Source organism: Mesorhizobium sp. M8A.F.Ca.ET.021.01.1.1, from assembly GCF_003998025.1.
Classification (GTDB): Bacteria; Pseudomonadota; Alphaproteobacteria; order Rhizobiales; family Rhizobiaceae; genus Mesorhizobium.
On sequence record NZ_RZSJ01000300.1, the window covers coordinates 1 to 7,138 of the forward strand.

Annotated in this window: 10 protein-coding genes and 1 pseudogene; 5 read left to right on the forward strand and 6 right to left on the reverse strand. The window is 60.9% G+C overall.

What is annotated here, in order from left to right; genetic code table 11:
- Positions 1–186, reverse strand: a pseudogene (locus EOA36_RS21510) (hypothetical protein); the annotation flags it as partial.
- Between the two features lie 156 nt (positions 187–342).
- Positions 343–879: an EipA family protein gene (locus tag EOA36_RS21515; RefSeq protein ID WP_245458768.1), complete on the reverse strand. Its 537-nt coding sequence runs from the start codon at positions 877–879 to the stop codon at positions 343–345.
- A 387-nt stretch (positions 880–1,266) separates the two neighbouring features.
- On the opposite strand from EOA36_RS21515, the gene EOA36_RS21520 reads away from it, so the two are divergent.
- Complete coding sequence (locus EOA36_RS21520) at positions 1,267–1,896, forward strand: histidine phosphotransferase family protein (RefSeq protein ID WP_127279334.1); 630 nt, start codon at positions 1,267–1,269, stop codon at positions 1,894–1,896.
- Positions 1,897–1,945: 49 nt separating this feature from the next.
- Here EOA36_RS21520 and EOA36_RS37360 read toward each other — a convergent pair whose 3' ends face one another.
- Positions 1,946–2,230: a hypothetical protein gene (locus EOA36_RS37360; protein WP_189553297.1), complete on the reverse strand. Its 285-nt coding sequence runs from the start codon at positions 2,228–2,230 to the stop codon at positions 1,946–1,948.
- Here EOA36_RS37360 and EOA36_RS21525 point away from each other — a divergent pair.
- Positions 2,145–2,513: a response regulator gene (locus EOA36_RS21525; protein WP_127279335.1), complete on the forward strand. Its 369-nt coding sequence runs from the start codon at positions 2,145–2,147 to the stop codon at positions 2,511–2,513. The two genes, EOA36_RS37360 and EOA36_RS21525, sit on opposite strands and share 86 nt — an antisense overlap.
- A 128-nt stretch (positions 2,514–2,641) precedes the next feature.
- On the opposite strand, the gene ctrA is transcribed toward EOA36_RS21525, so the two are convergent.
- Positions 2,642–3,337, reverse strand: a complete 696-nt coding sequence (ctrA, locus tag EOA36_RS21530) for a cell cycle two-component system response regulator CtrA (protein ID WP_006203583.1) — start codon at positions 3,335–3,337, stop codon at positions 2,642–2,644.
- 451 nt (positions 3,338–3,788) lie between these two features.
- Here ctrA and EOA36_RS21535 point away from each other — a divergent pair, with 451 nt between their 5' ends.
- The gene (locus tag EOA36_RS21535) at positions 3,789–4,166 is read left to right on the forward strand and encodes a flagellar export protein FliJ (protein WP_027146385.1); all 378 of its coding nucleotides are present in this window, start codon (positions 3,789–3,791) and stop codon (positions 4,164–4,166) included.
- Positions 4,167–4,275: 109 nt separating this feature from the next.
- On the opposite strand, the gene EOA36_RS21540 is transcribed toward EOA36_RS21535, so the two are convergent.
- Positions 4,276–4,674, reverse strand: a complete 399-nt coding sequence (locus tag EOA36_RS21540) for a helix-turn-helix domain-containing protein (protein ID WP_127279336.1) — start codon at positions 4,672–4,674, stop codon at positions 4,276–4,278.
- A gap of 87 nt (positions 4,675–4,761) precedes the next feature.
- Here EOA36_RS21540 and EOA36_RS21545 point away from each other — a divergent pair, with 87 nt between their 5' ends.
- Positions 4,762–5,688, forward strand: a complete 927-nt coding sequence (locus EOA36_RS21545) for an NADP-dependent oxidoreductase (RefSeq protein ID WP_127279337.1) — start codon at positions 4,762–4,764, stop codon at positions 5,686–5,688.
- A gap of 70 nt (positions 5,689–5,758) precedes the next feature.
- Here EOA36_RS21545 and EOA36_RS21550 read toward each other — a convergent pair whose 3' ends face one another.
- Positions 5,759–6,034, reverse strand: a complete 276-nt coding sequence (locus EOA36_RS21550) for a DUF1153 domain-containing protein (RefSeq protein WP_006203587.1) — start codon at positions 6,032–6,034, stop codon at positions 5,759–5,761.
- 289 nt (positions 6,035–6,323) lie between these two features.
- Between EOA36_RS21550 and mnmA the strand changes: the two genes are divergently transcribed.
- Positions 6,324–7,138, forward strand: an 815-nt coding sequence (gene mnmA, locus EOA36_RS21555; RefSeq protein WP_127279338.1) for a tRNA 2-thiouridine(34) synthase MnmA, incomplete at its 3' end; no start/stop codon positions are given.

Below are 7,138 nucleotides of genomic sequence, written 5' to 3' on the forward strand. Positions count from 1 at the left end.
CTTGGCGTACTCGGCCCGGACCCGGTCCTTGTCGGCCTGGATCTCGGCTTGCGTCAGCGGGATGGAGGCCTCGATGCGCCTGCGGGTCAGGGCGACGGCGCGCCGCCAGACGGCCGGAGCCACCATCAGCGCCAGAAAGCCGGCACAGAGAAAGCCGAGGGCAAAGAACAGGACCGACTGAACCAAAGGACTACCCGTTATCGACGACAACTTGGAAGGCTGGACTGTGCCATCTTGGCATGGCGGAAATCCGGCACCGCGGCAAGGGCTTGCCGCGGCTCATTCGGGGCGTGGGCTCGGGAATCCGTTCAAACTGTCCGCGATTCGATCATGTTGGACAGATCAGAACGGGTTCCAGGTCGCCCGCTCGGTCAGTTTCAGATAGCCGAGATTGACGCCGAGCCGGGCGCCGACGCCGGTACGGATCGGCACCAGCAGCACATTGTTGTTCTTCAGCACGTTGAAGCCGACACCCGCCACCACATAGGCCGAACCGGCGACGCCGCCATAGCGATTGTAGAGGTTGCCGACATCGTCGAGATTGTAGACCAGCATCATCACGCGTGACCCCTCGCCGCCGAAATCCCAGCCCAGCGACGGGCCTTGCCAGAACACTTTGTGATCGCCGGCATTCTTGGTGTAGAGCGTGCCTTCGCCATAGGTCAGGCCGCCGATCAGCGCACCGGATCCCTCCTCGCCGAGCAGATAGCCATTGGGCAGACCGTAGGAGGCGAAAATCTTCTCCACGACGGTGGCCAACCCGCCCGACGTCGCGCCGAAGAACTTGTGGCCGGAATCGATAATTTCCTGAGCGGTGTACTCCTGGGCCCGCAAGGGCGATGTCGTGAAGACGAGAACGCCCATGAGCGTGATCGCCATTGAGAGGACGCGGAGAAAACTCCGGTCATAGAATCGGGAAAACATGCTTCCAATCTCCGTCATGAAGCACTTTCGCCGACGCCTCGCATCCGTACGGCTCTTTTTAGGCGGCCGTTAAGGATGACTGTTAGGGGCAAACTATGCCGTAATCCTTTTTCAACCATTAAATTCCCACATGAAGATGGCGGTTCGAAGGCTGTTTGGGGAGCGCGCGGGGCCGGCAGCCTGGGCGAACACGCCATTTGCCCCGACGACAATCTTGGATTTGTTGCTGTACGAACGAGTGCTGTGTATTCAGAAAGCCTCGGGTTGGAACGTGATTCGTGTGGGTAGCGCGATAGCAGGTCGCCCGGTCACGACTAGTGGAATTTGCAGGGATTTTCACCGATGGCCGATCTGTTCACCCTCACCGCCCCCGATCTGGCGGCGCTCTTGTGCAGCCGCGTCTGCCACGACATCATCTCGCCGGTCGGCGCGATCAACAACGGGCTTGAACTGCTCGACGAAGGTGGTGCCGACGAAGACGCCATGCGGCTGATCCGCCAGAGCGCAAAGAACGCCTCCGCCCGTTTGCAGTTCGCCCGGATCGCCTTCGGCGCCGCCGGCTCGGCCGGCATGATGATTGACACCGGAGATGCCGAGGCCGTCGCCATCGCCTTCCTCAAGAACGAAAAGCCGGAATTGGTCTGGAACGGCATCCGCGCGCTGCTGCCCAAGAACAAGGTCAAGCTGCTGCTCAACCTGCTCCTGGTTGCCAATGCCGCCATTCCGCGCGGCGGCAAGCTGGTGGTGACGCTCGAAAATCTCGAAACCGAGCCGCGTTTTTCGCTTTCGGCAAGCGGGCCGATGCTGCGTGTGCCGCCGAAATTCCTCGAACTGCATTCCGGTCACAAGCCGGAGGAGCCGATCGACGCGCATTCGGTGCAGCCCTATTACACGCTGCTGCTGGCCCGCGAGGCCAACATGACGATTTCGATCCATGCGACGGCTGAAGAAATCGTCCTTTCGGCGGCCTGAAATCGACGCTGGCAGCGCGATCGAACAAAGTATTTCAATCTGAAATATTTCATTGACGCCCCAATCGGGGTGCGATGAACTTTGCCTGCGCGGCAACGCCGAAGCACTCCGCAAGGAAAAGCGCGTCGAACGGTATCTTTGCAAAAATTTTACCTAACGGCTTTTCGGCTTCTTTACCAGATCGGTCTAGGCTACGCCGCAGATGCCCCGCACGACCGGATTGCCAAAGGGCAAAGAGGACCCGGAAAATGAAACGCTGCATGTTCGTCGACGATTCAAGCGTCATCAGGAAGGTCGCAAAACGCATCCTGGGCGGTTCCGACATGATGGTCATCGAGGCAGCCAGCGGGCTTGACGCACTGGAGATGTGCGCGGCCGACATGCCCGACATCATCGTCGTCGACGGCGCCCTGCCGGACATGCAGGCGATCGACCTCATCCGGCGCGTGCGCGCCTTGGAAAGCCCGATCAAGCCGCAGATCCTGATCTCGCTGGTCGAACTCGATATTGCGTCGATCATGCGCGCCAAGCGCGCCGGCGCCCAGGGCTATCTGTTGAAGCCCTTCAATCGCCCGCAACTGCTCGAGCGCTTTCGCGCCTTGAAGATCGCTGCCTGAACGCTGTTCCAGGAGAACCGCGGCGGCCTGCCGTCTGTCCGGCAGTGCGCAAAAACAAATGATTGTCGGCCTACAATGCAAAAACCCGGCCATGGCCGGGTTTTTTAGAAAAGCTCTGCCGGCTGCGCTCAGGCGCTGACGCGGATGTCTTCCGGTTCGCGCAGCACATAGCCGCGACCCCAGACGGTCTCGATGTAGTTCTGGCCACCGGAAGCGGCGTCGAGCTTCTTGCGCAGCTTGCAGATGAAGACGTCGATGATCTTCAGTTCCGGCTCGTCCATGCCGCCATAGAGGTGGTTGAGGAACATTTCCTTGGTGAGCGTGGTGCCCTTGCGCAGCGAGAGCAGCTCCAGCATCTGGTATTCCTTGCCGGTCAGGTGCACGCGCTGGCCACCGACCTCGACGGTCTTGGCGTCAAGGTTGACCACCAGATCGCCCGTGGTGATGACCGACTGGGCGTGCCCCTTGGAGCGGCGCACGATGGCATGAATGCGCGCCACCAGCTCGTCCTTGTGGAACGGCTTGGTCATGTAGTCGTCCGCGCCGAAGCCGAGGCCGCGTACCTTGTCCTCGATGCCAGCCATGCCGGAGAGGATGAGGATGGGCGTCTTTACCTTGGAGAGGCGAAGCGTTCTCAAGACCTCGTAGCCGGACATGTCGGGCAGGTTGAGGTCGAGAAGGATGATGTCGTAGTCGTAGAGCTTGCCCAGATCGACACCCTCTTCGCCGAGGTCCGTCGTATAGACATTGAAACTTTCCGATTTCAGCATCAGCTCGATGCTTTGTGCGGTTGCACTGTCATCTTCTATCAGCAGAACACGCATTTCATTCCCCTTTTCTGCCGCCGGACCATTTCACGACCCGTCCTGCCCCGGAGCAGTGGTTGCCTTGTAGAGAGGCTGCCATCGAATGGTTAACAAAACCTAATTTCCCGTTCATTACGGTATCAGATTTTTTAACCCCTTTCTACACCCTCTTGAATCTAATAACGAATCACAGACCAAAATTCCTAATGCGACACATTAATAACCTGGACTAAGTGACTCCAGGGACTCATCGACGCGGCTTCGCTTCGGCGGCCGGAATTTTTACCCGGCCTTAAGCCCTGACCCGTATGATTAACAATGCCCGTAAACGAATGGTTACCGCCGGCAAAAAACTTTAGGGTTTTGTTTCCCATAGTGCGGGGAAAGCCGGTGGATACGGGCAGTGCTTGGGCCTTTCCAAGTGGTTTGGACGATATGTGCGGGTGTGCGTTTCCGGGAGTACCGAATCATGAAGTCACGTGAAAACCTCGTCCGGCTGAAGCAGTTTCAGGTGAATGAGAAGCGGCGGCAGATGCTGCAGCTCGACATGATGATCGCCGAGTTCGAGCGCATGGCCGTCGAACTGGAGCTTCAGATCACCGCCGAGGAAAAGAAAGCCGGCATCACCGATATCAACCATTTCGCCTATCCGACCTTCGCCAAGGCGGCGCGTCTGCGCCGCGACAATCTCAGGAACTCGCAAGGCGACCTCGCCCAGCAGCGAAGCGCCGCCGAATCATTACTCGGCGAAGCTGAAGCGGAGCTTTCCAAGGCTGAGATGCTGGAATCGCGCGATACCAAGATTCGCGAGGCCGAAACCGGCGGCCGCAGCGCCATGATCGGCTGAACCGGCCGACATCGGCGCTATTCGGCACGCGCACAAGCGCGCCCGCTGTCGGGACGGCAACCTGAACCAGCGCCGGCTGGCGCCGCGAAGTGCTGCTGGCGCACAAGACCTAGGCCGCCCAGTCCGCCTCATTTCCGTTGGTCGCCCTTGCCCGGGCATCCTTGATATCGGGCGCATGCTGCTCTGCCCACGATCTGATCTGGGTAAGCAGTTCCGCCAGGTTCTGGCCGAGCTCCGTCAGTTCATATTCCACGTGTGGCGGAATGACCGGATAGACCTCTCGCCGCACCAGGCCGTCACGTTCCAGCACACGCAAGGTCTGGGTCAGCATCTTGGGCGTGATGCCTTCGAGCTTGCGGGCAAGCGCACCATTGCGCAGCCGGCCTTTGCGCAGCGCGCAGACAACCAGATAGACCCATTTGCTGGCCAGCATTTCCAAAACGGTGTGCGACGGACATGTCCGCCGGAACGCGTCATAGCCTAAGGGGGAGTCGCAATCACTATCCATGAGGTACCTATGTATCAATAAGGTGCATACTAGACAATAGCTCCTTACTCTCCAAATGATAGTGGCATCGATCAGCAGGAGAGATTCATGCGTGCCGTTACCCAGAATGCCGTCGGCGGACCCGACGTTCTTGTCATCGCCGAATTGCCCGATCCCACGCCGAAGGCCGGCGAGGTGCTGGTCCGCGTCAAGGCGGCCGGCATCAATCCCGTCGATGGCGCGGTGCGCGCCGGCTACTATCCGCTGCTCGGCGAGCCGCCTTTCATCCTTGGCTGGGATATTTCGGGGACGGTCGAGGCCCTGGGCGCCGGCGTCACCAGCTTCAAGGTCGGCGACGACGTGTTCGGCATGCCGCGCTTTCCCAAGCAGGCCGCGGCCTACGCCGAACTGGCGGTGGTGCCGGCCGATGAGATCGCGCCGAAGCCGAAGAGGGCGGACCACACCTGGGCCGGCGCATTGCCGCTGGCCGGTCTCACCGCCTGGCAAGGCCTTGTCCGCCATGGCGCACTGCAATCAGGCCAACGCGTGCTGGTGCACGCCGGAGCTGGCGGCGTTGGCCATCTGGCCGTGCAGATCGCCAAGGCGCGTGGTGCTTACGTCGTTGCCACGACCAGCCCGGGCAAGCTCGACTTCGTGCGCAAGCTGGGCGCCGATGAGGTGATCGACTACACCAAGGGTGATTTCACCAGCCAGATCAGCGACATCGACCTGGTGCTGGAGCCGCTGGGCGGCGACCATGCCGATCGCTCCCTGAAGGTGCTGAAGCCCGGCGGCGTGCTGGTGTCATTGCTCAATGTCAACGACGCCACGCGCGCCGACGCCAGTTCGCGCGATATCAGGGTCGAGCGCATGTCGGTGGTGCCCGACCGCGAGGGCCTGCTCGAGCTCGCTGGGTTGATCGACGCGCAACAGCTTGCCGTCCACGTGGCCAGGACTTTTCCCCTCGACCAGGCGGGAGCCGCCCACGCCTTTCTCGCCACCAGGCCGATCGGCAAGGTGGCACTGACGATCTGAGCGGCGACACCGTCGCTCCGAAAGAAAAAGGGCGCGGCTTGCCGCGCCCTTTGATCGTGGTGAGGCCGGCCTAGTGCCGGTATTGCTGGATACGCGTGGTGCGCAGCCCGGCAAGGCCGTATTCGTCGATCGACGCTTGCCAGGACAGGAATTCCTCCGTGGTCAGCTTGTAGCGCTGGCATGCCTCTTCAAGGCTCAAAAGTCCGCCGCGCACCGCTGCAACCACTTCCGCCTTGCGCCGGATGACCCAGCGACGCGTGTTCGTCGGCGGCAGATCGGCAATCGTAAGCGGGCTGCCGTCAGGCCCGATAACATATTTGACTCTAGGTCTAACCAGATCGGTCATCGTACTCTCTACAAAAAACTCAAAGACCCAATCCCCGCCACGTTACCGCCACAGCTTTAAAAATTGCCTAAGCAGACCCTAATGACTAGGTAAGGATCGTGAACGCCGCGTTAGTCTTTTAGCGGGCATTTGAAATATGCGGCTGGAAGCCCTGTTTTGGCCGGGAGAAATGTATCCATTCGCAGCGTTCGCGACGCGCCGCCGGTCGCCCTGCAAGCTGGCGCAGCAGGAAAGCTTGACCTATATTCTCGACATTGGCATTCAGACGCCGCGTTAGAATGAAAGCACCATGAACAGCCTCGACCTTCCCGGACGCCCAGAAAACACCCGCATCGTCGTCGCCATGTCGGGCGGCGTCGATTCATCCGTGGTCGCCGGCCTGCTGAAGCGCGAGGGCTACGATGTCGTCGGCGTCACCTTGCAGCTCTATGATCATGGTGCGGCAACGCATCGGGCCGGATCATGCTGCGCCGGCCAGGACATCGACGATGCCCGCCGCGTCTCCGAGACGCTGGGCATTCCCCACTATGTGCTCGATTATGAGGAGCGGTTCCGCAAGGCGGTCATCGACCCCTTCGCCGAGAGCTATGTCGCCGGCGAAACGCCCATTCCTTGCGTTTCCTGCAACCAGACGGTCAAGTTCGCCGATCTGCTGGCCACGGCCAAGGATCTCGGCGCCGATGCGCTCGCCACCGGCCACTACATCCGCTCCGGCGCCAATGGTGGCCACCGCGCCCTCTACCGGCCGGTCGACGCCGACCGCGACCAGAGCTATTTCCTGTTCGCCACCACGCAGGCGCAGATCGACTATCTGCGCTTTCCGCTTGGCGGCCTGTCGAAGCCGCAGGTTCGCGGCATCGCCGAGGAGATGGGGCTGACGGTCGCCGCCAAGCAGGACAGTCAGGACATCTGCTTCGTGCCGCAGGGCAAATATTCCGACATCATCGCCAAGCTGAAGCCGGCCGCCGCCAATCCGGGCGACATCGTCCATATCGACGGCCGCGTGCTTGGCCGCCACGAGGGCATATTGCGCTACACGATCGGCCAGCGCCGTGGCATCGGCATCGCATCGGGCGAGCCGCTCTATGTCGTCCATCTCGATGC

Coding starts and splice junctions, on each gene's coding strand:
- EOA36_RS21515 (WP_245458768.1), bottom strand. CDS start 879: ATGGCGATCACGCTCATGGGCGTTCTCGTCTTCACGACATCGCCCTTG.
- EOA36_RS21520 (WP_127279334.1), top strand. CDS start 1,267: ATGGCCGATCTGTTCACCCTCACCGCCCCCGATCTGGCGGCGCTCTTG.
- EOA36_RS21525 (WP_127279335.1), top strand. CDS start 2,145: ATGAAACGCTGCATGTTCGTCGACGATTCAAGCGTCATCAGGAAGGTC.
- EOA36_RS37360 (WP_189553297.1), bottom strand. CDS start 2,230: ATGACCATCATGTCGGAACCGCCCAGGATGCGTTTTGCGACCTTCCTG.
- ctrA (WP_006203583.1), bottom strand. CDS start 3,337: ATGCGTGTTCTGCTGATAGAAGATGACAGTGCAACCGCACAAAGCATC.
- EOA36_RS21535 (WP_027146385.1), top strand. CDS start 3,789: ATGAAGTCACGTGAAAACCTCGTCCGGCTGAAGCAGTTTCAGGTGAAT.
- EOA36_RS21540 (WP_127279336.1), bottom strand. CDS start 4,674: ATGGATAGTGATTGCGACTCCCCCTTAGGCTATGACGCGTTCCGGCGG.
- EOA36_RS21545 (WP_127279337.1), top strand. CDS start 4,762: ATGCGTGCCGTTACCCAGAATGCCGTCGGCGGACCCGACGTTCTTGTC.
- EOA36_RS21550 (WP_006203587.1), bottom strand. CDS start 6,034: ATGACCGATCTGGTTAGACCTAGAGTCAAATATGTTATCGGGCCTGAC.